The 23145-nt window shown below is 72.0% G+C and carries 18 protein-coding genes; 11 read left to right on the top strand and 7 right to left on the bottom strand.

The genetic code is table 11. From position 1 onward, the window contains the following. Nucleotides 1-11: 11 nt before the first annotated feature. The 3 genes from AB0G28_RS18915 to araD form a co-directional block, all read right to left on the bottom strand. A complete protein-coding gene (locus AB0G28_RS18915) occupies nucleotides 12-1211 on the bottom strand; it encodes an MFS transporter (protein ID WP_361089949.1) in 1200 nt (399 codons plus the stop codon). 51 nt (nucleotides 1212-1262) lie between these two features. Beyond that, complete coding sequence (locus AB0G28_RS18910; protein ID WP_361089946.1) at nucleotides 1263-3047, bottom strand: VanW family protein; 1785 nt, start codon at nucleotides 3045-3047, stop codon at nucleotides 1263-1265. A gap of 114 nt (nucleotides 3048-3161) precedes the next feature. Next, nucleotides 3162-4874, bottom strand: coding sequence for an L-arabinonate dehydratase (araD, locus tag AB0G28_RS18905; protein WP_361089943.1), 1713 nt, complete (start codon nucleotides 4872-4874; stop codon nucleotides 3162-3164). A gap of 74 nt (nucleotides 4875-4948) precedes the next feature. Here araD and AB0G28_RS18900 point away from each other — a divergent pair, with 74 nt between their 5' ends. From AB0G28_RS18900 to AB0G28_RS18890, 3 genes are read left to right on the top strand one after another with little or no spacing between them, the layout of a single operon-like run. Continuing rightward, nucleotides 4949-5602: a GntR family transcriptional regulator gene (locus tag AB0G28_RS18900; protein ID WP_361089940.1), complete on the top strand. Its 654-nt coding sequence runs from the start codon at nucleotides 4949-4951 to the stop codon at nucleotides 5600-5602. Beyond that, a complete protein-coding gene (locus AB0G28_RS18895) occupies nucleotides 5599-6102 on the top strand; it encodes a YfcE family phosphodiesterase (RefSeq protein ID WP_361089937.1) in 504 nt (167 codons plus the stop codon). The genes AB0G28_RS18900 and AB0G28_RS18895 overlap by 4 nt, the downstream gene beginning before the upstream one ends. A 9-nt stretch (nucleotides 6103-6111) precedes the next feature. Next, nucleotides 6112-7098 (top strand): PHP domain-containing protein, encoded by a 987-nt coding sequence (locus AB0G28_RS18890; RefSeq protein ID WP_361089934.1) that lies wholly within the window; start codon nucleotides 6112-6114, stop codon nucleotides 7096-7098. On the opposite strand, the gene AB0G28_RS18885 is transcribed toward AB0G28_RS18890, so the two are convergent. From AB0G28_RS18885 to AB0G28_RS18875, 3 genes are all read right to left on the bottom strand, one after another. Continuing rightward, nucleotides 7088-7744 carry a L,D-transpeptidase family protein gene (locus AB0G28_RS18885; protein WP_361089931.1) on the bottom strand — a complete coding sequence of 219 codons (657 nt, stop codon included), beginning with the start codon at nucleotides 7742-7744 and terminating at the stop codon, nucleotides 7088-7090. The genes AB0G28_RS18890 and AB0G28_RS18885 overlap by 11 nt on opposite strands. A gap of 38 nt (nucleotides 7745-7782) precedes the next feature. Beyond that, the gene (locus AB0G28_RS18880; RefSeq protein WP_361089928.1) at nucleotides 7783-8622 is read right to left on the bottom strand and encodes a chitosanase; all 840 of its coding nucleotides are present in this window, start codon (nucleotides 8620-8622) and stop codon (nucleotides 7783-7785) included. Between the two features lie 172 nt (nucleotides 8623-8794). Further along, on the bottom strand, nucleotides 8795-9385 hold the full coding sequence (locus AB0G28_RS18875; RefSeq protein ID WP_361089925.1) for a TetR family transcriptional regulator: 591 nt from the start codon (nucleotides 9383-9385) through the stop codon (nucleotides 8795-8797). Nucleotides 9386-9451: 66 nt separating this feature from the next. On the opposite strand from AB0G28_RS18875, the gene AB0G28_RS18870 reads away from it, so the two are divergent. Together AB0G28_RS18870 and AB0G28_RS18865 are read left to right on the top strand one after the other, a co-directional pair. Further along, nucleotides 9452-10930, top strand: coding sequence for an NAD(P)/FAD-dependent oxidoreductase (locus AB0G28_RS18870; protein ID WP_361089922.1), 1479 nt, complete (start codon nucleotides 9452-9454; stop codon nucleotides 10928-10930). After that, nucleotides 10911-11729, top strand: coding sequence for an SDR family oxidoreductase (locus AB0G28_RS18865; RefSeq protein ID WP_361089919.1), 819 nt, complete (start codon nucleotides 10911-10913; stop codon nucleotides 11727-11729). The genes AB0G28_RS18870 and AB0G28_RS18865 overlap by 20 nt, the downstream gene beginning before the upstream one ends. Before the next feature lie 99 nt (nucleotides 11730-11828). On the opposite strand, the gene AB0G28_RS18860 is transcribed toward AB0G28_RS18865, so the two are convergent. Next, nucleotides 11829-12989: a saccharopine dehydrogenase NADP-binding domain-containing protein gene (locus AB0G28_RS18860; protein ID WP_361089916.1), complete on the bottom strand. Its 1161-nt coding sequence runs from the start codon at nucleotides 12987-12989 to the stop codon at nucleotides 11829-11831. Nucleotides 12990-13098: 109 nt separating this feature from the next. On the opposite strand from AB0G28_RS18860, the gene AB0G28_RS18855 reads away from it, so the two are divergent. The 6 genes from AB0G28_RS18855 to AB0G28_RS18830 all read left to right on the top strand — a co-directional run bounded on the left by AB0G28_RS18855 (nucleotide 13099) and on the right by AB0G28_RS18830 (nucleotide 23117). Continuing rightward, complete coding sequence (locus AB0G28_RS18855; RefSeq protein ID WP_361089913.1) at nucleotides 13099-14262, top strand: lactate 2-monooxygenase; 1164 nt, start codon at nucleotides 13099-13101, stop codon at nucleotides 14260-14262. 116 nt (nucleotides 14263-14378) lie between these two features. Continuing rightward, nucleotides 14379-14636, top strand: a complete 258-nt coding sequence (locus AB0G28_RS18850; RefSeq protein WP_361089910.1) for a hypothetical protein — start codon at nucleotides 14379-14381, stop codon at nucleotides 14634-14636. A gap of 179 nt (nucleotides 14637-14815) precedes the next feature. Then, nucleotides 14816-18700, top strand: coding sequence for an ATP-dependent RNA helicase HrpA (gene hrpA, locus AB0G28_RS18845; RefSeq protein ID WP_361089907.1), 3885 nt, complete (start codon nucleotides 14816-14818; stop codon nucleotides 18698-18700). Between the two features lie 99 nt (nucleotides 18701-18799). Next, nucleotides 18800-20557, top strand: coding sequence for a sialidase family protein (locus AB0G28_RS18840; RefSeq protein WP_361089905.1), 1758 nt, complete (start codon nucleotides 18800-18802; stop codon nucleotides 20555-20557). Nucleotides 20558-21264: 707 nt separating this feature from the next. Next, nucleotides 21265-22464, top strand: coding sequence for a HAMP domain-containing sensor histidine kinase (locus AB0G28_RS18835; RefSeq protein ID WP_361089902.1), 1200 nt, complete (start codon nucleotides 21265-21267; stop codon nucleotides 22462-22464). 2 nt (nucleotides 22465-22466) lie between these two features. Then, on the top strand, nucleotides 22467-23117 hold the full coding sequence (locus AB0G28_RS18830) for a response regulator (RefSeq protein WP_361089899.1): 651 nt from the start codon (nucleotides 22467-22469) through the stop codon (nucleotides 23115-23117). Nucleotides 23118-23145: the final 28 nt, after the last annotated feature.

The following is a 23145-nucleotide window of genomic DNA, read 5'->3' as shown; positions in this document are numbered from 1 at the left end:
GGCGGGGCCGGTCACCGGGAATCCGGTTGCGCCCGCCGCCACAGCGTCGCGGCGCCGGCCGCGGCCACCACGCCGATCGCCCCGGCCGCGGCGACCACGGCGTGCGGGGCGGCCTGTTCGGCGGCGAGCCCGGCCAGCACCACGCCGAGGCCTTGGGAGACCCGCAACGCCGTCAGCGCGAACCCGAACGCCTGCGCTCGCTGGGCGTCCGGCGTGAGCTGGACGAACGTCGTGTTCGCGATGAGGTTGTACGAACTGGCCACTCCCGAGAGCGTTAGCAGCGCTAACGTGGCCTCGAGGTCCGGTCGCAGCGCGCAGCCCAGCAACGCGGCGCACGCGAGCACCGCCAGCGGCCCCAGCAGCCGGCTGCGCCGCGCCGGCGGGATGCGGGACAACGCGGCCATGCCGATCACGTTGCCCAGCGCGTACGCCCCGAGCAGCAACCCGACGACCACCGCGCCACCGCCGAGCTCGGCGGCGTACGGCGCGGCGATCGCCTCGCCCGCGATGTAGATCCCGGAGACGCAGCCGAGCGCGACCAGCGCGAGCCGTCGCCGGTCGCCGACGACCACCGTCCAGCCCGCCCGCACGTGCCGCCACCACCGGACCCCGGGCTCGGCACGGGGTGGCCACGACCGCACGCCGTTGACCAGGAACAACGCCGAAACCGCGAAACTCGCCGCGTCCGCGAGCAGGGCGCCCGACGTGCCGAGGGCCGCCACGAGCAGCCCGCCGAGCGCGAACCCGGCGACCTGACCCGCCTGCACCAGCATCATCAGCAGGCCCATCCCGGGCACGAACGTCTCGCCGGGCAGCAGCTGCGGCAGCAGCGCCGCCCGCGCGGAGCTCCACACCGGGTTGAACAGCTGGATGCCGACCAGCAGGGCCGCCACCGCGGGCAACGGCAGGCCGGGAGCGGCCATCACGGTCACCGCCGCCGCGCGCAGGACATCCGCGGCGACCATCACCGTCCGCGGCGGGTACCGGTCGGCCAGCCCGGACAGCAGCGGCCCGCCGACGAGGTCCGGCAGGAACGTCAGCGCGTAGGTCAGCGCGGCCCAGCCGGACGAGTTCGTCCGGTCGTAGACCAGGATCGACAACGCGACCCGCGCCAGCTGGTCACCGGTGACCGAGACCAGCTGCGCCGAGAACAGCGCCCGGAATTCGGTCACGCCCAGGACGTCCCGGAAACCCACCGCGCGTGCCGTCATGGGCACTCAGGGTACCGCCGCGGACGCCGAGGGTGAACGTCCGTTAGGAGGTCACTGACCTTCGCCGCAGACGATTTTCGGCTGCGGGTTGTAGTGGACGGTCCGGGTCGACCGGCTCACCTCGCGGCCGGTGGCGGCGTCCTTGAGCACGCGCGTGTCGGTGGTGGTGAAGCCCGGCGCGCCGTTGGAGGCGTGGCAGTTCTCCGCCGGTCCCGGCTTGGGCTGCGGCTCGCTCTGGTTGGTCTGGGCGCCCGGGATCGACTCGACGGTGTAGCGCTTGGTGCCCCACAGCTTCACGGTGATCGACGACGGCGACCAGATCGTCTGGATGGCGATGCCGGTCGGCGAGTCGTTGGTGAACTTGAGGTCGATGACGCTGGCGCCGTCGGGGTTCTGGAACACCGTCGCTTCGCGCGCCGCGGGGTAGCGGCTGATGTAGTAGCTGTGTTCCTTGTGGCCCGCGTCCTTCAGGCCCGAGAAGTACGCCGCGTTGTACAGCGTGGTCGCGAACTGCGAGATGCCGCCGCCGACCTCGCGCCCCGGGGCGCCGTCCTTGATCACGCCCGCTTCGACGTAGCCCTGCGCCTTGCCGCGCGGGCCGGTGAACCCGTTGAGGCTGAAGGTTTCCCCGGGCTTGACGATGGCGCCGTTCACCTTCTGCGCGACGACGCGGATGTTGACCCCGGACTCGGGGGCGAAGCCGCCGGTGGTGAACTCGCCGACGACCTCCTTGACGCCCAGCTGGTTCGCCTGGTCGGTGGTGACCTTCGCCGGGCTGTCCTGGTAGATCGCGGCGACCTCGCGGCCGTCGGTCTTCTTCAGCACGTCGGGCAGCGGCTTGAGGCTCGGGTCCCAGTCGATGGTCCGGCCGTCGGTGGACGGGTCGACCGCGGGCTTGCCGCCCTCGAAGACGATGGTCGCGTCCTTGCCCTCCTTCTCGGTGGACTTCAGCTGCGGCCCGGCGGCTTCGGCGATCTTCGCGTTGTCGATCTTCGGGGTCAGCCCGCCGCCGTCGGCGGGCTCGAAGGTGATCGCCGCGGCGATCGCTTCCGGCTTCACGGTGGCGTTCTTGCCTTCGCCCTTGACCACCAGCGGGCCCGAGACGGCGGGGCGCGCGAACTGCTCCAGCGCGGCCTGGACGCCTTCGGGGGTGGTGCGGACGGGCGTGCTCGTCACCGGCAGCGCCAGGGACTCCCCGTGCGCCCACTTTTCGATCACGGCGGCGGTCGCGCCCGGCACGTCGAGCTTCTGCCCGGCCTTCGGCGGCACGGCGACCGGTTCGGCGCCGTCGAACTTCACCGTGCCCTCGACCGGGTCGCGGTCGACCTGGCCGCGCAACGACTCCAGCGCGGCGGCGAGCTTGGCGTCCTCGGCGTGGCTGACCACGCCGACCTCGCGGCTGGAGAACAGCGACGCGAGGCGCGTGAACGGGTTGAGCGGCTGCTCGCCGGCCTGGTCGAGGGTCTGCGGCCAGTCCAGGCGCAGCCCGGCGAGCGTCGGCGACAGCGTGCCCTGGACGTCGCCCGCGGTCACGGCGAGGGGCCGGGTGAGCCGCGGCTCGATCTTCCCGCGCAGCTCCTGCTCGGCGGCGTCGCGGTCCATCCCGCCGACGTCGACCCCGGCGACGGTCACGCCGCGCGGGACGCTGCCCTGGCTGATCAGCAGGTCGATTCCGTAGAGCGCGAACAGCACGCCGAACACGCCGCCCGCGACCAAGCCGGCCTTGCGCAGGTTCCAGCGCCGCTGTGGGTGCGTGGCTTCCGGTTCGGGCCGGACCACCGGCAGGACGTCCGTCTGCTCGCCGTGGGAATCGGGCCAGCGCGGTTCGTACGGCAACTCTCCACCCCTTCAACGCGGCACCGGGTTGCGTCGGTGACGGGGCCAGCGTACGGGGCACCCGGACAAGCCGTACGACTCGCCCTAATGGGGGATGAACCGGTCACGGGTGGATCACCGGGCATCGGGTTCCGGGTTGTGACCGGCGCGCGCCAGGAAGTCGAAGTCGCAGCCTTCGTCGGCCTGGGTGATGTGTTCGCTGTAGAGCGAGCCGTAACCGCGTTCGAACCGCGGCGCCGGGGCCGTCCATTCGGAACGCCGCCGCGAAAGCTCCTCATCGGACACCTCCAGCCGCAGCACGCGCGAGGGGACGTCGAGGGTGATCAGGTCGCCGTCGCGGACCAGGGCGAGCGGGCCGCCCACATGCGACTCGGGGGCCACGTGCAGCACGCAGGCGCCGTAGCTGGTGCCGCTCATCCGCGCGTCGGAGATCCGGACCATGTCGCGGACGCCCTGTTCGAGCAGGTGCGCGGGGATCGGCAGCATCCCGTACTCGGGCATGCCGGGGCCGCCGAGCGGGCCGGAACCGCGCAGCACCAGGACCGAGTCCGCGGTGATCGACGGGTCGTCGATCCGCTTCTTGAGGTCGGGGTAGTTCTCGAACACCACGGCCGGGCCGGTGTGCGTCAGCAGGTGCTTTTCGGCCGCGATGTGCTTGATGACCGCGCCCGAGGGCGCCAGGTTCCCGTGCAGCACCGCGACCCCGCCCTCGGCGGCGACCGGGTTCTCGCGCGGCCGGATGACGTCGTCGTCGTGCACCCGCGCGGAAGCGAGGTTCTCGCCGAGGGTGCGGCCGGTGACGGTGAGCCGTTCCGGGTGCAGCAGATCGGTCAGCCGCGACAGCAGCCCGGGCAGGCCGCCCGCGTAATAGAAGTCCTCCATCAGCCAGTCGCCGCCGGGACGGATGTTCGCCAGCACCGGCACGCGCCGGGCGATCGCGTCGAAGTCCGCGAGCGAAACTCCGATCCCGCTGCGGCCGGCCATCGCGATCAGGTGGATCACGGCGTTGGTCGACCCGCCCAGCGCCAGCACGGTGGTGATCGCGTCCGAATAGGCCCGTTTGTCCAGCACCTGCGTGATCGTGAGGTCTTCCCACACCATGTCGACGATCCGCGCGCCGCTCGCCGCGGCCATCCGGTGGTGCGCCGAGTCGACGGCGGGGATCGACGCGGCGCCCGGCAAGGTCACCCCGAGCACTTCGGCGGCCGACGTCATGGTCGACGCCGTGCCCATCGTCATGCAGTGCCCCGGTGACCGGGCCAGCCCGCGCTCCAGTTCGGACATTTCGGCGTCGCCGATCAGGCCGGCGCGCTTGTCGTCCCAGTACTTCCACATGTCGGTGCCGCTGCCGAGGACCTCGTTGCGCCAGTGCCCGCGCAGCATCGGCCCGGCCGGGACGAAGATCGCCGGCAGCCCGGCGCTGGCCGCGCCCATCAGCAGCGCCGGCGTCGTCTTGTCGCAGCCGCCCATCAGGACGGCGCCGTCGATCGGGTAGGACCGCAGGATCTCCTCGGTCTCCATGGCCAGCAGGTTGCGGTAGAGCATCGGCGTCGGCTTCTGGTAGGTCTCCGACAGCGTGGCCACCGGGAACTCCAGCGGGAAGCCGCCGGCCTGCCAGACGCCGCGCTTGACCTGCTCGGCGCGTTCGCGCAGGTGCATGTGGCACGGGTTGATGTCCGACCAGGTGTTGAGGATGCCGATGACCGGCTTGCCGAGGTGCTCTTCGGGGTTGTAGCCGAGCTGGCGGCCGCGGGCGCGGTGGCTGAAGTTGCGCAGTTCGTCGCCGCCGAACCACCGGTGGCTGCGGAGTTCCTCGGGTCGCTTCATAGGATCCAGTATGGCATCTGATATACGATCTGACGGGCCTGGTTGAATGGGACCACAGATCGAGGGAGCGCGCTATGACCGGGACGTTCAGCCTGCCCGCCTCCCGGACCGAAGTGGTCCTGGAGGAGATCCGCCGCGGCATCCTGACCCGGGAGCTGCTGCCCGGTCAACCGCTGGTCGAGGCGGAGCTGGCCGCGCGGCTCGGGGTGTCGAAGACGCCGGTGCGCGAAGCGCTGAAGGTGCTGTCCAACTCCGGGCTGGTCACCTTCAGCCCGTACAAGGGCGCGTCCGTGGTCAAGGTCGACGCCGAGCTCGCGAAGTCCGTCTACGACGTGCGGATGGTGCTCGAACCGGAGGCCGTCCGGCGGACGGTCGGGCGGAACGACCCCGAACTGCTCGAAGACGCGGCGGACGCGCTGAAGGAGGCGTCGTCGGCGATCGCGGACAAGGACCAGGCCGCGCTGAGCCTGCTGAACCGGCGGTTCCACCGCGCCCTCTACCGCGGCTGCGGCAACCCGCTCCTGGTCAGCATCCTCGACGACCTCAAGGACCGCGCGGCGCTGATCAGCGTCGTCGGCTGGGAGGCCAACCCCAGCTGGAAGAAGGAGTGGACCGAGCACAAGGCGGTTCTCGCGGCGGCGAAGAAGGGGGACGCCGACGGCGCGGCCTCGCTGCTGCGCGACCACATCGGCGGGTTCCTGGAACGGGTCCTCAAGGCCATCGGATGAGGCTGCTGCTCATCTCGGACACGCACCTGCCCGCCCGGGCGCGCGAGCTGCCGTCGCAGGTGTGGGACGAGGTGGCGGCCGCGGACGTCGTCGTGCACGCCGGCGACTGGGTCGACGTCGCCCTGCTCGACGAGCTGGAGGAGCGCAGCAAGCGGCTGATCGGCGTCCACGGCAACAACGACGGCCCGGCGCTGAGGGCGCGGCTGCCGGAGATCGCGCGCGCCGACCTCGACGGCGTCCGCTTGGCCGTGATCCACGAGACCGGCGCGAAGCAGGGCCGTGAGCAGCGGTGCGACGCGCAGTTCCCCGACACCGACGTGCTGGTCTTCGGGCACAGCCACATCCCGTGGGACACGACGACCCCGGCGGGGCTGCGGCTGCTCAACCCGGGTTCGCCGACCGACCGGCGGCGCCAGCCGTACTGCACGTACCAGACGGCTGTCGTCGTGAACGGCGAGCTGACCGACGTCGAGCTGCGTCGACTGCCCCGCAGGGGGTAGACAGGGCGTATGGATCCGGCATGGGCGTTGCGGGAGATCGCGTTCCAGCTCGAACGCGCGGGTGAACCGACCTATCGCGTCCGCGCGTTCCGCAACGCGGCCGCGACCGTCGACAAGACCGGCGCCGAGAAGCTCGCGCAGCTGGCCGGGAACGGCACGCTGACGTCGTTGCCGGGAATCGGCAAGGCCACCGCCGGGGTCATCGAGGACGTGCTGGCCGGGCGCGACCCGGCGTACCGGGCGAAGATCGTCGAGAAGAAGCTGCCGGACGGCGAGCCGCTGCGGTCGGCGCTTCGCGGGGATTGCCACACCCATTCGGACTGGTCCGACGGCGGCAGCCCGATCGGCGAGATGGCCGTCGCGGGCCGGGAGCTCGGGCACGAGTGGATGGTGCTGACCGACCACTCGCCACGGCTGACCGTCGCGAACGGGCTGTCGGCGGACCGGCTGCGCATGCAGATGCAGCTCGTCGCCAAGGCCAACGAGCTGATGGCGCCCTTCCGGCTGCTGCACGGCATCGAGGTCGACATCCTCGACGACGGCTCCCTCGACCAGGAGGAGGAACTGCTGGGGCAGCTGGACTTCGTCGTCGCGAGCGTGCACTCGAAGCTGCGGATGCCGTCGGCCGAGATGACCCGGCGGATGGTGACGGCGGTCCGGAACCCGCACGTGCGGGTGCTGGGCCACTGCACCGGCCGGCTGGTCGTCGGCCGCGGCCGGCCCGAGTCGGAGTTCGACGCCGAAGCGGTGTTCACGGCCTGCCGCGAGAACGGCGTCGCGGTGGAGATCAACTCCCGCCCGGAGCGGCTCGACCCGCCGATGCGCCTGCTGCGCCTGGCCGCGGAGATCGGCTGCGACTTCGCCATCGACAGCGACGCGCACGCCCCGGGCCAGCTCGACTGGCAGCCCTACGGGTGCGAGCGCGCGGTCAAGGCCGGGATCGGGCCGGAGCGCGTCCTCAACACCCGTTCGGCGGAGGAACTGCTCAGGCGCTGATCTCGATGACCGGGCGCCGGGCCGGGTCGAGCCAGCGCAGGATGGCGTCGAGGTCCGCCGCGGGGATCGCGACGCAGCCCGCGGTCGGGCGTCCGCCGGTGACGTGCAGGAAGAACGCCGAGCCGGCGCCGGGGACGACGGGCCGGCGGTTGTAGTCGATGACGACGGCCTGGTTGTAGACGGGGCCCGCCTTGCCGAGGTTCTCGCCCGCGGCCTCGTCGAACGGGCACGTGCCGGGGGCGCAGGAGAAGTGCGTGTTGTAGTGAGGCGATCGCACGTCGGAAACCCACCAGTCCGAGGTGGTCACCTGGCGGTAGGGCAGCCGGGTGACGGCGGGCTGGATCCCGAAGGCCTCGGTCAGCGACCAGGTGCCGGCGGGGGTGTGCGACGTCGTTTCGCTCGCCTGGCCGATGCCGTCCTTGCCCACGAATACGGCCACGGGCCCGCGCACGGGGACCCAGCCGCCGCCGTCGCGCTCCCACGCCGTCAGCGTGGCGGTGGTGGCGCTCGGCGAGTCCGCCACGACGGTGACGACCTGGTCCGCGTCCGCCGGGAACGACGCCTGCGCGGCTGCTCCGGCGGGTGCCACGCCGCTCGCCACCAGTGCGGCGGCGGCCAGCGTGACACCGAGGGATCTTTGGCCCATGCCGAGATCCTACGGTGTCACGCCGGCCGCGTGCGCGGTCAGTTGATCGTGTACGAGTCCCCGTAGACCTTCCACTTCAGCGGGGTGTGCAGGTCGAAGTTGCCTTCGTTGAGGAACTTCAGCTGCTCGGTGTCGACGCGGGAGGTGTCGGCGTGCGCCTCCTCCTGCTTCATGATCACCTTGCGGGCGGCGAAGAACGCCTTGAGGTACGTCGTCTCGTCGCCGCCCTGCGCCGGGGTCTTCGCCTTCTTCATCGCGGCCTTGCGGATCCCGCCGAAGCTGTCGGAGCTGTCACCGGGGCCGTGCATCACGATGGCGTCGTAGTAGGCGAACTGGCCGAGGTTGCTCAGGCCGTCCGACTTCCCCTGGCTCACCGCGGGGTTGAAGTAGACGCGGTCGCGCTCGTTGTTCTGCGCGGTCTGGAACGCACTGGTCGCCGCGGCCTGCTTCCACGCGTTGACGAACGGGGTGCCGAGCCCGGCGTGCGAGTCGGTGCCGTTCACCTTCCGCAGCGCGGGCAGGAACTTCGCCAGCGGGTTGTCCGGGACGGAGTTCGTGTACGCCTCGACGAGTTCGAGCATGTCGCCGGTGCCGGAACAGAAGCCGATGATGCCCGCGGTGTAGCCGCGGCCGTCACCGATGTCTTCGATGTACTTGTACTGCGCCTTCCAGTCCAGCGACGAGTTTTCCGCGCTGGAGACCAGCTTCATCGCGATTTCCTTCTTGGCGGGCGCCGAAAGGTCGCCGGCGGCGAGCACGGACACACCGGCCACCGGGGCCGGGGCCGCCGAGGAGAACGCCGGGGTGGTGATCACGAGGGCCGCGACGGACGCGGCGCCGAGCGTGCCGATGAGGACCGGCCGCAACTTCTTGCTCATGGGGAGGAAACCCTTTCCGCGGGATGCGCCGTCGGTTCACGGCGTACGGGTAGTGCGGGTGGAGCTGCGGCGTAGCGACACGGTAGCGGAGGGTCAGCGAGCTTCACAAGAGCCGGAAGTCGTTCATGTTCGTGAACGGTCCAGACCACTGCGGCGGGTCCGGAAAGGACGGTCAGCGCGCCCCGGCGAAGAGGCGGATGACGTCCGGCAGCACGTTCACCGGGATCGTCGGGTCGATCGCGCGCTGGACGCCGAGCCCGATGCCCAGGCTGAGCAGTGCCGTCGCGGCGTCGTCGGCCGGCATCGGGAGCGTGATCCCGAACCGCTCGGCGTACCCGGTGAGCAGGCCGGCGATGGTGGCGCGGATGGCCTTGTCCCGCGCGGCGAGTTCGGCGCGCACGTGCGGGTCGCGACGCGCGTTCGTGGCGAACTCGACCTCCAGCGCGGTCCACGCCTCGTCGCCGATGCTGCGCTCGGCCCAGCTCTGGAACGCCGTCAGCAGTCCTTCCACGCCCTCCGCGCCCACCAGGGCTTCGGCGATCAGGGTGGCCTGTTCGTCGTGGATCCGGTCGAGCACGGTGAGGCAGAGCTCGTCCTTGTTGCGGAAGTTCGAGTAGACCGCGCCCTTCGAGTACCCGGCTTCGTCGGCGACCTTCTCCAGTGACGTCACCGAGTAGCCGTCGCGCAGGAAGAGCAGCTTGGCGGTCTCGATCAGCTGCTCGCGGGTGCGCGCCTGGCTTTCCGCGCGGGTGAGTCGGGCCATGCGGGCACTCTAGCGAACCACGGAATTGGGGTACCGCTGGTTTCCGGATACTGTTAGTCTTCGAAAATGGAGCAACGCCACTTCGCGGTCCTCGTCGTCGGTGCCGGGGCGTCGGGCCTGGGCGCCGCCATCCGCCTCTCCCAGGCCGGCGTCGGCGACCTCGCCGTGCTGGAGAAGGCCGACGCGCTCGGCGGGACCTGGCGCGACAACACCTACCCCGGCTGCGCGTGCGACGTCCCGTCCGCGCTGTACTCCTACTCGTTCGCGCCCAATCCGGAGTGGACGCGCGCGTTCGCCGGCCAGGCCGAAATCCGCGCCTACCTGCGGGAAACGGCCGCGCGGTTCGGCGTGACCGAGAAGATCCGGTACGGCGTCGAGGTGACGCGCGCGCAGTGGAACGACCGTGACGCGAGGTGGGAGCTGGAGACGTCACAGGGGTCCTACAGCGCACGGATCCTGGTCGCCGGCACCGGCCCCTGGCACGAGCCGCTGATCCCGGACCTGCCCGGCCTCGCCGGGTTCCCCGGCGAGGTCTTCCACTCCGCACGCTGGAACCACGGCTACGACCTGACGGGCAAGCGGGTCGCGGTGATCGGCAGCGGCGCGTCCGCGGTGCAGTTCGTCCCCGAGATCGTGCCGCGCGTCGGGCGGCTGCACCTGTTCCAGCGCACCGCGCAGTGGGTGCTGCCGAAGCCGGACCACCCCGTCCCCGGGCTGGAACGGTTGCTGCTGCGCCGGTTCCCCGCCCTGCAGCGGACGTTGCGCCGCGCCGAATACGGCGCGATGGAGACGCTCGGCTTCGGGTTCCGGCACCCGTGGCTGCTGCGGCAGGTGCAGAAGATCGGGCTGGCCTACCTGCGGCTGACCGTGCGGGATCCCGCGCTGCGGGCGGCTTTGACGCCGGACTACACGCTCGGCTGCAAGCGCCTGCTGATGTCGAACACGTACTACCGGTCGCTCACGCGGTCCCATGTGGACGTTCACCCGACGGCGGTGCGCGCCGTCTCCGGCAGCCGGGTCTCCGGTGCGGACGGCTCGTCGGCGGAGGTCGACGCGATCATCTTCGGCACCGGCTTCCACATCCTCGACATGCCGGTGTCGGCGCGAGTCTTCGACGCCGAAGGCCGCAGCCTGGACGACCACTGGAAGGGCAGCCCGCAGGCCTACCTCGGCACGACGGTGACCGGATTCCCGAACCTCTACCTGCTGCTGGGGCCGAGCCTCGGCACCGGCCACTCGTCGGCGTTCATGATCCTCGAGGCCCAGCTGCGCCACACGGTCGCGGCGGTGACCCGGACGCTGCGTTCGGAAGGGACGTCGCTGGCGGTCCGTCCGGAGGCGCAGGCGGCCTTCAACGCGGAGGTCCAGGCGGCGCTGCCGGGCACGGTGTACCAGTCCGGCGGCTGCTCCAGCTACTACACGGATGTCAACGGGCGCAACAGCTTCAGCTGGCCGTTCTCCACCGGGCGGCTGCGGTCGCGGGTCGGAGCGTTCGACGAGGCCGACTACGAGGTCGGGAGGGCCCATGCGGTATCCGGCGATTGAGGTGCGCGGCGCGGTGGTCGCGATCACCGGCGGCGCCAGGGGAATCGGCCGCGCGACGGCGGCGGAGTTCGCCTCGCGCGGGGCGACGGTGTGCGTCGGCGACCTCGACGCGGCCTCGGGAGTGCCGTCGTTCCCGCTCGACGTGACGGACCGGGAGTCCTTCGACGCGTTCACCGCCGCGGTGACCGAGCGGTTCGGGCGGGTGGACGTCCTGGTCAACAACGCGGGCGTGATGCCACTCGGCGGCTTCCTCGAGGAACCGGACGCCGTCGGCCGGACCACCCTGGACGTCAACGTGCGGGGGCTGGTGCACGGGCTGCGGTCGGTGCTGCCGGGAATGATCGCGCGCGGGCGCGGGCACGTCGTGAACGTGGCCTCGATGGCCGGGAAGATCCCGCTGCCCGGCATGGCGGTGTACAACGCGAGCAAGTTCGCCGCGGTCGGGCTGACGGCGGCGGTCCGCCGCGAATACGCGGCGACCGGGGTCAGCGTGAGCGCGGTGCTGCCCGGCGCGGTCCGCACGGAGCTGGCGTCGGGCGTCCGGCTGGGCGGCGCACTGCCCACAGTGGACCCCGAGGACGTCGCCCGGGCGATCGCCGGCACCCTGCGGACCCGCCGCGCGGAGACGGCGGTGCCGCGCTGGCTCGCCGGCTGGGACCTCCTGGCGGCGCTGACACCCGAGCCGGTGATGGCCTGGGCGCGCGGGTTGATCGGCGACGACCGCGCCCTGACGGAGCTGGACCCGGAGGCTCGCGCGGCCTACGTGCGGCGGGTTTCGGCGCAGGTCCGCCGAGGGTGACCACTCCGGCGGCTCCCGGCGGCGCGCCGCGAATGACTCATTCGCGGCGCCGGAGGTCCCGAATGAGTCATTCGCGACCTTCCGGTGCGCCGGGAACCGTCACAGGGTCGTGAAGCGGATGCCCGCCTTGGTGAGGCGGTCCACGAGCGCGTCACCCATGGCGGTCGCCGTGGTCACCTGGCCGGAGGTCGAGGGGAGGTCGTCGGTCGCCAGGCAGAGCGCCGACTCCGCGAGCATCTTCGCCGTCTCGTCGTAGCCCGGGTCGCCGCCGGACACCTCCGTCACCACCCGCGAGCCGCCGCCTTCGCCGACGAACCGCACCGCGAACCACGACCGCGCACGCCGTTCGGGGCTCGGGCCGGTGCCGGGGGCCAGCCGCCGGGACAGCGCCCGGCGGGCCGGCGGGATCTGCGCCGCGGCGAGCAGGGCACCCGCGCCGGCGACGCCACCCGCGAGCACCGGCAGGTGCTTGACCGCGGCGAAGTGCCGGTAGGTGAAGTCCGGCCCGTAGCGCTCGGACGCCGCCGCCGAGCGGCGGACGATCTCGGGGTCGATCGTCGGCAGCGGCACCGCCCACCAGCCGGCCTCGGCGAGCCGGTGCGGGCGCCCGAGCGGGGCACGCGTGACCCGCCCGGCGGGCCGCGGCTCCGAGGCCGCCCGCTCGCGCGCCACCCGGGCTCCGGCCGGCAGCCGGGACATGATGGTCAGCGCGCTGAGCACCGTGCCGCCGGACGGCATCCCGCTCGCCCGGACGTAGCCGTCGACCTTCAGCGGCACGCCTTCCGGCAGCTGCCGCACGGTGAACCACGCGCCGAGGTCGTGCGGGATCGAGTCGAACCCGCACGCGTGCACCAGCCGTGCCCCGGTCTCGCGGGCGCGCCGGTCGTGCGCCAGGTACATCCGGTCGACGAACTCGGGTTCGCCGGTGAGGTCGACGTAGTCGGTGCCCGCCTCGGCGCACGCCGCCACCAGCGGTTCGCCGCGGTCGAGGTACGGGCCGACGGTCGTGATCACCACCTTGGCGGCCTCGGCGACGGCCCGCAGCGACGCCGGGTCCCCGGAGTCGGCGACGAGCAGGTCGAGCGTGCCGAACCGGTCGTCGACCTCCGCCAGCCGGGTCCGGACGGCCTCCAGCTTGCCGCGGTCGCGCCCGGCCAGCGCCCAGCGCAGGTCCGCGGGCGCGTGGCGGGCCAGGTAGCCGGCGGTCAGGCCGCCGGTGAACCCGGTGGCGCCGAACAGGACCACGTCGTACGCGCGCATGTCTTCTCCTCCGGGACGTCGGCCGCGCTCAGGTTACCCGTCGGTCACTTCCTCGTGCCGGGTGAAATACCGGCGGGTACAGTGCCCCCTCGAACGCGAGGAGGCAACCGTGACCGAACGCTTCGGCAGCTACCAGAACGAGCTCTACCTGCAGGGACTGGGTGGTCAGCTGCCGCCGTGCTCGACCGACGCGACCAAGCTCGAAGCGTCGGCCCGTGAGGTCATGGCGCCCGGCCCGTTCTCCTACGTCGCCGGCGCGGCGGGCTCCGGCGCGACCGCCCGCGCCAACCGCGAGGCGTTCGACCGCTGGCGCATCGTCCCCCGGATGCTGACCGGCGCCACCGACCGCGACCTGGCCACGACGGTGCTCGGCACCCGGCTGCCGGCGCCGGTGGCCGTCGCGCCGGTGGGCGTCCAGTCGATCGTGCACCCGGACGCCGAGTCCGCGACCGCCCGCGCCGCCGCGTCGGTGGGGCTGCCGTTCATCCTTTCGACGGCGTCGTCCACGGGCATCGAGGACGCCGCGGCGGCCAACGGCGACGGCCCGCGCTGGTTCCAGCTGTACTGGCCCGGCGACGCCGACGTCTGCGCGAGCCTGCTGAACCGGGCGAAGAGCGCGGGCTACACGGCACTGGTCGTCACGCTCGACACGTGGACGCTGGCGTGGCGGCCGTCCGATCTGGACCAGGCGTACCTGCCGTTCCTGAAGGGCGAGGGCTGCGCGGTCCCGTTCACCGACCCGGTGTTCCGCGGCCTGCTGGAGAAGACGCCGGAAGAGGACCTCAACATGGCGATCCTGCGCTGGCTCGGCATGCTCACCGGCACCGACCGGACGTGGGACCAGCTGCCGTTCCTGCGCGAGCACTGGGACGGCCCGATCGTGCTGAAGGGCATCCAGCACGTCGAGGACGCGCGCCGCGCGGTGGAGGCGGGCGTGGACGGCATCGTGGTGTCGAACCACGGCGGCCGCCAGGTCGACGGCGCGATCGGCGCCCTGGAGGCCCTCCCGGGCATCGTCGCGGCGGTCGGCGACCGGCTGGAGGTGCTCTTCGACTCGGGCATCCGCACCGGCGCGGACGTGCTGAAGGCGCTCGCGCTGGGCGCGCGGGCGGTGCTGGTGGGGCGGCCGTGGGTGTACGGCCTGGCCCACGCGGGCGAGGAGGGCGTGCGCCACGTCCTGCGCAGCCTGCTGGCGGACTTCGACCTGACCATGGGGCTGTCCGGCCACCGCACGCTCGCCGACCTGGGCCCGGAGTCGCTGCGGCGAAGCTGAGATAACGAAACGGGAAATTGCGCGACAGTGCCGGAGCGGGCCGCTACTGTTCGGGTCCCATCGCGGGCCGTCGGGGGCGGCCTGTTCCCGTTTTGCTTTCCCGTAGGGGGTTTTCCATGTCTTCGATCATGATGCGGATCGGCATCCTGTTCACGGTTCTCGGCTTCGGTTCGTTGATCCTCGAGCAGTTCGACTACGAGTTCACGCTGATTTCCTGGGCGACCGACATGCAGCCCGTCTTCGGCATCGTGCTCGGCCTGGTCGGCGTCGCGCTGATCGGCGGCTCGGTGGCGATGAGCCGCGCGAAGGCCGCACCGCAGCCGCCGCAGCAGGCCGCGGTCCAGCCGCCGCAGCAGCCCGGTCAGCCCGGCTGAGCCCCAAGCGCCCCAATGTGGCGTTGGTTGCGTCCAACGCACCGAACGCCACATTGGGTGCGTTGGACGCACCGAACGCCACATTGGGGCGCTTGAGCGGGGCGTCAGGGTGCGCCCGGTCACGCGCCGGGGATATTCGGAGGCCCGGGCCGTCACGCACGGCTATCCTTGGCCCAAGTATGTCCACGCCATCCCCCTTCCACGCGCTGCGTGCGCGCCTGCCCGAGCTGATGCCGCGCGACGAGCAGCGGCTGCGCCGCCGGCTCGAGGGCGCCCGCAAGGCCCGCGACCGCGACGCCGTCCTCGCGCGGATCGCCGCCGACATCGGCGCCGCCGAGCTGCGCGTCCAGTCGCGGCGCGCGAGCGTGCCCAAGATCGAGTATCCGGCCGAGCTGCCGGTCAGCAAGCTCAAGGACGAGATCGCCGCCGCCATCGGCAAGCACCAGGTCGTGATCGTCGCGGGGGAGACCGGCTCGGGCAAGACCACCCAGCTGCCGAAGATCTGCCTGGAGCTCGGGCGCGGCATCCGCGGCCAGATCGGGCACACGCAGCCGCGGCGGCTGGCCGCGCGCACGGTCGCCGACCGGATCGCGAGCGAGCTGAAGACCGAGCTCGGCGAGACCGTCGGCTACAAGGTCCGGTTCACCGACCAGTCCGGCCAGGACACCCTGGTCAAGCTGATGACCGACGGCATCCTGCTGGCCGAGATCCAGACCGACCGGTCGCTGCGCCAGTACGACACGCTGATCATCGACGAGGCCCACGAACGCAGCCTCAACATCGACTTCATCCTCGGCTACCTCAAGCAGCTGCTGCCGCGCCGTCCCGACCTCAAGGTCATCATCACCTCGGCGACCATCGACCCGGAACGCTTCTCGAAGCACTTCGACGACGCCCCGATCGTCGAGGTCTCCGGCCGGACCTACCCGGTCGAGGTGCGCTACCGGCCGCTGGTGGACCCCGACGATCCCGAAGGCGACGACGAGCGCGACCAGACCCAGGGCATCCTCGACGCCGTCGAGGAACTGTGCGCCGAAGGCCCCGGCGACATCCTCGTGTTCCTGTCCGGCGAACGCGAAATCCGCGACACCGCCGACGTGCTCAACCGCGCGAACCTGCGCAACACCGAGGTCCTGCCGCTGTACGCGCGGCTGTCGTCGGCCGAGCAGCAGCGCATCTTCCAGTCCCACACCGGGCGCCGGGTGGTGCTCGCGACGAACGTGGCCGAGACGTCGCTGACCGTGCCGGGCATCAAGTACGTCGTCGACCCCGGCACCGCGCGGATCTCGCGCTACAGCCACCGGACCAAGGTGCAGCGGCTGCCGATCGAACCGGTGTCGCAGGCGTCGGCGAACCAGCGCAAAGGCCGCTGCGGCCGGACGTCGGACGGCATCTGCGTCCGGCTCTATTCCGAAGAGGACTTCGAAAGCCGCCCCGAGTTCACCGATCCGGAGATCCTGCGGACGAACCTGGCGTCGGTCATCCTGCAGATGACGTCGCTGGGCCTCGGCGACATCGCCGCGTTCCCGTTCGTCGAGCCGCCGGACCGCCGCCAGGTCAGCGACGGCATCGGCCTGCTGCAGGAGCTGGGGGCCTTCTCTTCGACCGGGTCCGATCGCAGTCTCACCGACATCGGCCGCAAGCTCGCCCAGCTGCCCGTCGACCCGCGGATGGGCCGGATGGTCCTGGAAGCCGCGAAGAACGGGTGCGTCCGCGAGGTCATGATCATCGCGGCCGCACTGTCCATTCAGGACCCGCGCGAGCGGCCGGCCGAGAAGCAGCAGGCGGCCGACGCCCAGCACGCGCGGTTCGCCGACCCGACGTCGGACTTCCTGGCCTACCTGAACCTCTGGGAGTACGTCGCCGAGCAGCAGAAGGCGTTGTCCGGCAACCAGTTCCGGCGCATGTGCCGCACCGAGTACCTCAACTACCTGCGGCTGCGCGAGTGGCAGGACATCTTCAGCCAGCTCCGGCAGCTGGCCAAGCCGCTCGGCATCCACCTGAACACGAACGCGTCCCCGGCCGACCCGCAGCGCGTGCACACGTCGCTGATCGCCGGGCTGCTCTCGCACATCGGGCTCAAGGACCCGGCCAAGGGCGACTACCTGGGCGCGCGCGGCGCCCGGTTCGGCGTGTTCCCGGGGTCGGCGCTGTTCAAGAAGCAGCCGCGCTGGGTGATGTCGGCGGAGCTGGTCGAGACGTCCCGGCTGTGGGCCCGGGTCAACGCGCGCATCGAGCCCGAATGGGTCGAGCCGCTGGCCCAGCACGTCGTCAAGCGGTCGTACTCCGAGCCGCACTGGGAACGCAAGCAGGGCGCGGTGATCGCGACCGAAAAGGTGACGCTGTACGGCGTCCCGCTGATCGCCGACCGCCGCGTCAACTACGGCCGGATCGACCCGGAGATGTCGCGGGCGCTGTTCATCCGGCACGCGCTGGTCGAAGGCGACTGGCAGACGCGCCACCACTTCTTCGCCGAGAACCGCGCGCTGCTGGAGGAGGTCGAGGACCTCGAGAACCGCGCGCGGCGGCGCGACATCCTGGTCGACGACCAGACGCTGTACGAGTTCTACGACGCGCGGGTCCCGGCGGACGTCGTCTCGGTGCGCCACTTCGACAGCTGGTGGAAGAAGGCGCGGCACACCGACCCGGACCTGCTGTCGTTCGAGAAGTCCATGCTCATCAACGAGTCCGCGGGCAGCGTCCGCGAGGGCGACTACCCGGACTCGTGGACGCAGGGCACGCAGGTCTTCAAGCTGACCTACCAGTTCGAGCCGGGCGCGGACGCCGACGGCGTCACCGTGCACGTCCCGCTGCCGGTGCTGAACCAGGTGACGCCGGACGGGTTCGACTGGCAGGTGCCGGGCCTGCGCGCGGAGCTGGTCACGCAGCTGATCAAGTCGCTGCCGAAGGCGTTGCGCCGCAACTTCGTCCCGGCGCCGGACACCGCCCGGGACGTCCTTTCGCGAGTGTCCCCTTCGGACGGTCCGCTGCTGGAGGTGCTCGGCCGCGAACTGCGGGCGCTGCGCGGGATCACGGTGCCGTACGCGGACTGGGACCTTTCCGCGGTGCCGGAGCACCTGAAGATGACGTTCCGGGTCGTGGACGAGCGCGGCAAGAAGGTCGCCGAGGGCAAGGACGTCGAGGATCTGCAGCGGCGGCTGGCTCCGAAGGTCCGCGCGACGATCTCCAAGGCGGCCAACAGCATCGAAAAGGCCGGGCTGACGAAACCGGCGTTCGGCGAACTGCCGAAGGTGTTCGAGGAGCGCCAGCGCGGCCACGACGTCAAGGCGTACCCGGCGCTGGTGGACGAGGGCGCGTCGGTGGCCGTGCGGCTTTTGGACACGCCGCAGCAGCAGGAACACGCGATGTGGGCGGGCACGCGGCGGATGCTGCGGCTCAACCTGAACTCGCCGATGAAGTTCATCACGCGGTCGCTGTCCAACTCCTCGAAGCTGGTGCTCAACCGCAACCCGCACGGCAGCGTCGCGGCCCTGCTCGAGGACTGCGTCGACTGCGCGGTGGACGCCCTGATGGCCGCGGGCGGCGGCCCGGTGTTCGACGAGACCGGCTTCAAGGTGCTGCTGGAGAAGGTCCGGGCGGGCCTGCACCCGCAGGTCCTCGAGGTCCTGACGGACGTGGAGAAGATCCTTCGCGCGGCGAACGACGTCGAGGTGGCGCTGCCTTCGTCTCGTGGTCCCGCCGACTCGCTGGCCGACATCCGTGCCCAGCTGGCCGGCCTGGTGTACCCGGGTTTCGTGACGGCGACCGGCGCGTCCCGCCTGCGGCACGTCGTGCGCTACCTGCAGGGGATCTCGCGGCGGCTGGAGAAACTGCCGCTGGAGCCGACGCGCGACCTGCAACGGACGGCGGACATCGCGTGGATCACGCGCGAGTACGAGGACGCGCTGGCCTCACTGCCGCCGGGGACGTCGTCGCCCGCGTTGCGTGAGGTGCGGTGGATGATCGAGGAGCTGCGGGTTTCGTTCTTCGCCCAGACGCTGGGGACGGCGCATCCGGTCTCGCTGAAGCGGATCACGAAGGCCCTGGACGACGCACTGGCGTGACGCCGGGAATGTCCGGCTCCCCACTTCCGTCGGTTGACCGCGACCGTTCGCCGGTCAAGCCTGGGGCGGCTGGAGACCTTCCTGGGAGAGGACTTTCCGATGTCCTTGGGTGTTTCGTCCGCCACGCGGAGAATCGTCGCCGCCTGTGCTGCGCTCCTCTTGCCCTTCGCCGTCGCCTCGGTCGCCCATGCCGCGCCGCTGCCCGTGGATCCGCACCACGGCAAGCACAAGATCGCCCGGATGGCGCAGGAGGCGCGGCACGACGTGCCGAATCCGCTGCTCAAGGAGCAGTTCGCCGAGGAGGAAGAGGAGGACGGCGACGACCCCGCGCTGTCCGCGCTCTGCCAGACCTACATCGGCAAACCGAACCCCTACCGGCCGGTCGCGCCGAACACCGACGTCATCGACGGCGACACCATCGTGCCCACCGGCAGCCAGACCGGGTGCAGCACGGCGCAGAACGAAACGACCATCGCCGTCAACCCGGAGAACCCGCGCAACATCGTCGCCGGGGCGAACGACTACCGGCTCTACAACACCCGCGAGTCCCGCAACGACTCCGGCGGCTTCGCCTACACCTCGTTCGACGGCGGCCGGACCTGGGCGAACGTCCAGCTGCCGCACCTCGACTTCCCGACCGGGGCGGCCGCGCCACTGTCCTACATGGACGCCGCCGGTGACCCGGCCATCGCCTTCGGACCGCACAACACGGTGTACTACGCGACGCTCGTGTTCAGCCGCGCGGCCGTGCCCGACGACCAGCAGCTCGCCAGCGGCATCGCGGTGTCGGTCTCCCACGACGGCGGCCGCAGCTTCGGCGACCCGGCGATCCTGCACCTCGACGGCGTCACCCCGGCGGGCACGCCGACGCCGACGAACATCTTCAACGACAAGGAGTGGATCGCCGCCGACCCGGTGTCCGGCGACGTCTACGTGACCTGGACGCAGTTCACCTACGACGCCACCGGCGCGTTCACCGAGTCGCCGATCGTGCTGTCGAAGTCCCGCGACTTCGGCCGGACGTGGTCGCCGATGCGCCGGATTTCGCCGTCGCTGACCGGGTTCCACGGCGGGATCACGCCGTTCGGCAGCGGGTCGAACCCGGTGGTGACCCGCGACGGGACGCTCCAGGTGGCCTACGAGACGTCGGTGTGCGCGACGGCCGCGTGCGACCAGCCGGCCGACCACGACGCCGTCGTCGTGGCGACCTCCCGTGACGGCGGCCGGACGTTCAGGCACGCCGAAGTGGGGCTCGACTTCGACTTCCCGGTCGACGAAGACGTCGCCAACAACGCGCTGACCGGCGAGAACTTCCGGATCAACAGCTTCCCGCAGCTGACCTACGACCGCGTGACGGATCACTTGTGGGTGACGTGGGCCGACGACCGCAACGGCACCTACCGCGACGGCGAGTCGGTCAAGACCAACGGCGACGCCTTCCTGAGCGGGTCCGACGGCCGCCACGGCTGGTCGAAGCCGGTCAAGGTCGGCACGGGTGCCGACGAGGTGTTCCCCGCGGTCGCGGCGCTGGCGGGGAGGGTCGCGGTCACTTCGTACACGCGCGCGTACGACCCGAACGGCATCGGGCTGGACTACGCGTACGCCACGGGCTGGGGCGACGCGCTGTCTCCGCTCCGCCGGATCACGACGCAGACGGCGAACCCCCAGGTGCAGTTCGTCTCGACGGGAGCGGTGACGGGCAAGGAGCTGCAGGGCGTGTTCATCGGCGACTACACGGCGGCGGCGGTCGGCGCGGACTTCCGGCTGCACCCGGCCTGGACCGACTTCCGCGGCAACCCGGGCCGGACGCTGCCGAACCAGGACGTCGGGACGCAGGCCCTGCCGATGTTCCCGTAGGGGAATCCCTCACAGAGACGGAAAGGTGCGAGAAGTCCAGATATCCGTTGGATAACCGGGAGTAACGCCCTCGCCGGTCCGGTCGACTCGGGATTCAAGAAAGGGTAACGGCGAGGGGCGCGAACATGCGGTCGCTTCGTTCACTCACGGTGGGGGTGCGGGGCGGGAGAAGTCCCGCGGCGCTGGTGGAGGCCGGGGCCGTGACGGCCTTGGTCGTGCTCGCGTTGTGGCAGTTCGACCGCTGGGACGGAGTACCGCTCGGCCCCCCGGCCCGCGACGCGGGCGCGGTGCTGGCGCTGGCCGCCGCCGGAATAGCCACGGCGGCGGCGGTCGTCGCCGCCCTCGGCCCGGCTGAGGCGGGGCGCCGGCGGAGGGCTGGGTACCGGGGTTCGGCGGAGGCTGGGCGGCGGACGCCTGCCGGGGCTGGGCAGAGGGATCCGGCCGAGCCCGGTCGCCGCGATCCGGCGGAGGCCGGGCGCTGGGATCCGGCGGTGGCCGGGCGCTGGAAGCGTGCTCTCGCCGGGCGTTGGAAGCCTGCCGTGGCCGGTCGCCGGAACAGGGCGGAGGCCGGGCACCGGAACTCGGCCGAGGCGGGGCGCTGGAGCCTTGCTGAGGCGGCCCGCCAGGCTCCAACCGAGGCCCGTCGCCGGGATCCGGCGGAGGTCGGGCGCTGGAAGCGTGCTCTCGCCGGGCGTTGGAAGCCTGCCGTGGCCGGTCGCCGGAACTCGGCGGAGGCCGGGCACGGGAACCCGGCCGCAGCCGGCCGCCGTAGCCCCGCCGAGACCGGCCACCGCCGCCTGGCCGCCCCCTTGGCCTTCTACGGCCTGGTCGTCATCCCCGCCGGCGTGGTCGGCGTGCCCGGCCCGGCGATGACGATCGCGCGGTTCGCGGCCGGCTGCTGCTTCCTCGCGCTCGCCGCGACCGCGCTGCCCGTCTCGACCCGGCTGCGCCGCCCCAAAGCCCTCGCCGGCTCACTCCTCGCCGCGGGCACCGTGGTCGCCCTCTCCCAAGGCGCGCCGGTGGCCGCGCACGTGATCGTCGTCGGTGGCTGGTGGCTCGTCGCCGCCGGGTTCGTCGCCGCCGGGACCGCTCGCGCCGAGCCCGCTACCTGGCGGATCGGGATCGGCCTCTCCCTGGTCGCGCTCGCCCACCTCGAGGCGTTCACCGGCGTCCCCGAATTCCCGTCCTCGCCCGAACTGGAGCTCGGCGGCCTGCGCCTGCTCGGGCTCGTCGTGGTGCTGGTCGTGCTGGCCCGCCCGGTCGCCGGCGCGCTGCGGGCCGTGCAAAACGTCGCCGAACGCGAACACGAGATCCGGAACGTCCTTTCCGGACTGTCCGGGGTCGGTTACCTGCTCGGGGCCGGCCCGGAAACCCTCGACCGCGGGGAACGGGCCGAGCTCGCGTCCGCCATGCGCGCCGAGCTCGCGCGGGTCGGCGAGCTGCTCGGCGGCCGCCCCGACGAGCAGGACGGCGACACCGTGCTGCGGCCCGTGCTCACCCGGCTCGTGGCACTGCGGTGCGCCCGCGGCGAACGCGTCGAGCTCGACGTGCCGCCGTGCCTGAAAGTGGCCATGCCCGCCCACGCGCTGACCCAGGTGCTGACGAACCTGCTGGCCAACTGCGACCGCCACGCGCCCGGCAGCCGCGTGCGCGTCGCCGCCGCGGCGGACGGTGACCGCGTGACCATCACCGTCGCCGACGACGGGCCCGGCCTGCCCGGTGAAGGCCGGCCGGAACCGGGGATCGGCCTGAGCGTCTGCACCCGGCTGCTCGCCGAACACGGCGGGCACCTGTGGCTCGGCCCGCCCGGCCCGGGCTGCACCGTCGAGGTCCGCCTGCCCGCCGTGGCGGACGTCCCGGCGCCGCGGGGCAGTCCCGTCCGCATCGGGTCACCGCAGGTCGTCTGACCATGGTCCGCCGTCCGGTCGTGGTCATCGACGATCATCCGCTCGTCAGCACCGCCCTGGTGGTGGCGTTGCGTGCCGAGCGGGTCGACGCCGCGCGGATCCCGGTGACGGACCGGGCCGGGATCCTGGCCGAAGTGCGAAAGCACCCGCCCGGGCTCGCGCTGCTGGACCTCGACCTCGGCGACACGTCCGGGCTGGAGCTGATCGACCCGCTGCGCGACGGCGGCTGGGCGGTGCTCGTCGTCACCGCCTGCCAGGACCGCCGCCCGATCGCCGCGGCGGTCGCCCGTGGCGCGATCGGCTGGGTCGGCAAGCGGGAGCCGTTCGAGCGGCTGGTGGCGGTGGTCGCCGACGCGGCGGACGGCCGCGAGGTGCTCGCGCCCGCCGTCCGCGACGAGCTCGTGCGGCTGCACCTGTCGGCGCACCTGCGCCACGAGCAGCTCCGGCAGGGACTGGCCCGGCTGTCCGCCCGCGAACGGCTGGTGCTCACCCGGCTCGCCGCCGGGCACGCCGCCGCCGACGTCGCCGCGGAGTTCGCCGTCTCGCTGACCACCGTGCGCGCGCAGATCCGGTCCATCCTGGCGAAGCTCGACGTCCGCTCGCAGCTGGCCGCGGTCGCGGTGCTCAACGAAGCCGGCCGGGACACCAGGTAACGAACGGGCTTTCCTCAACTTTGACGAT

It is taken from the genome of Amycolatopsis sp. NPDC021455, assembly GCF_040640995.1.
GTDB lineage: Bacteria > Actinomycetota > Actinomycetes > Mycobacteriales > Pseudonocardiaceae > Amycolatopsis.
Note: the sequence above shows the minus strand (reverse complement) of the source record. Positions and strands in the feature narration are given on the sequence as shown.

Coding starts and splice junctions, on each gene's coding strand:
- araD (WP_361089943.1), bottom strand. CDS start 4,874: ATGAAGCGACCCGAGGAACTCCGCAGCCACCGGTGGTTCGGCGGCGAC.
- AB0G28_RS18900 (WP_361089940.1), top strand. CDS start 4,949: ATGACCGGGACGTTCAGCCTGCCCGCCTCCCGGACCGAAGTGGTCCTG.
- AB0G28_RS18890 (WP_361089934.1), top strand. CDS start 6,112: ATGGATCCGGCATGGGCGTTGCGGGAGATCGCGTTCCAGCTCGAACGC.
- AB0G28_RS18860 (WP_361089916.1), bottom strand. CDS start 12,989: ATGCGCGCGTACGACGTGGTCCTGTTCGGCGCCACCGGGTTCACCGGC.
- AB0G28_RS18865 (WP_361089919.1), top strand. CDS start 10,911: ATGCGGTATCCGGCGATTGAGGTGCGCGGCGCGGTGGTCGCGATCACC.
- AB0G28_RS18830 (WP_361089899.1), top strand. CDS start 22,467: ATGGTCCGCCGTCCGGTCGTGGTCATCGACGATCATCCGCTCGTCAGC.
- AB0G28_RS18870 (WP_361089922.1), top strand. CDS start 9,452: ATGGAGCAACGCCACTTCGCGGTCCTCGTCGTCGGTGCCGGGGCGTCG.
- AB0G28_RS18895 (WP_361089937.1), top strand. CDS start 5,599: ATGAGGCTGCTGCTCATCTCGGACACGCACCTGCCCGCCCGGGCGCGC.
- AB0G28_RS18915 (WP_361089949.1), bottom strand. CDS start 1,211: ATGACGGCACGCGCGGTGGGTTTCCGGGACGTCCTGGGCGTGACCGAA.
- AB0G28_RS18885 (WP_361089931.1), bottom strand. CDS start 7,744: ATGGGCCAAAGATCCCTCGGTGTCACGCTGGCCGCCGCCGCACTGGTG.
- AB0G28_RS18850 (WP_361089910.1), top strand. CDS start 14,379: ATGTCTTCGATCATGATGCGGATCGGCATCCTGTTCACGGTTCTCGGC.
- AB0G28_RS18880 (WP_361089928.1), bottom strand. CDS start 8,622: ATGAGCAAGAAGTTGCGGCCGGTCCTCATCGGCACGCTCGGCGCCGCG.
- AB0G28_RS18875 (WP_361089925.1), bottom strand. CDS start 9,385: ATGGCCCGACTCACCCGCGCGGAAAGCCAGGCGCGCACCCGCGAGCAG.
- hrpA (WP_361089907.1), top strand. CDS start 14,816: ATGTCCACGCCATCCCCCTTCCACGCGCTGCGTGCGCGCCTGCCCGAG.
- AB0G28_RS18840 (WP_361089905.1), top strand. CDS start 18,800: ATGTCCTTGGGTGTTTCGTCCGCCACGCGGAGAATCGTCGCCGCCTGT.